Here is a 421-nt window from a genome sequence, read left to right as displayed (position 1 = left end):
GGATGGAATACCGAGATAGGAAGATGGCGTAGCACAAGGGAAATGCATTCTGTATTTCCTGATCTTTTCAATGCATTACAGTTTCTAATATATAATTGGGAGGCAACATACGATGGCGTTCTTCGCAACCCTTATTATAATGATCCTTTTATAAAAATCTATGGAACTTCTAATGCCCCCCTACAAATTATACAGGATTTTGTTGAGTATTATTCTAAAGACCATTTTGCAGCGATATTGCTCGATTATTTGGGCCCGTTGAGGGATGATACTGTTGATGTAGAAAATTTAAATCGATTCTATAGTGAGTTAAATGATCTCTGCACCCCAAGGCCAATTGTAATATGTAGAGATGATGATGGATTAGCCCTTAAATTCCCAAGCAATACTTCATATGATTATTTCAATGAAATGATGAGTA

Annotated in this window: 1 protein-coding gene; it reads left to right on the top strand. The window is 35.9% G+C overall.

Going from position 1 to position 421, the window contains the following annotated elements; genetic code table 11:
* Positions 1-421, top strand: a 421-nt coding sequence (locus tag DGG96_RS20580; protein WP_205872641.1) for a hypothetical protein, incomplete at both ends; no start/stop codon positions are given.

It is taken from the genome of Legionella qingyii, from assembly GCF_003184185.1.
Note: the sequence above shows the minus strand (reverse complement) of the source record. Positions and strands in the feature narration are given on the sequence as shown.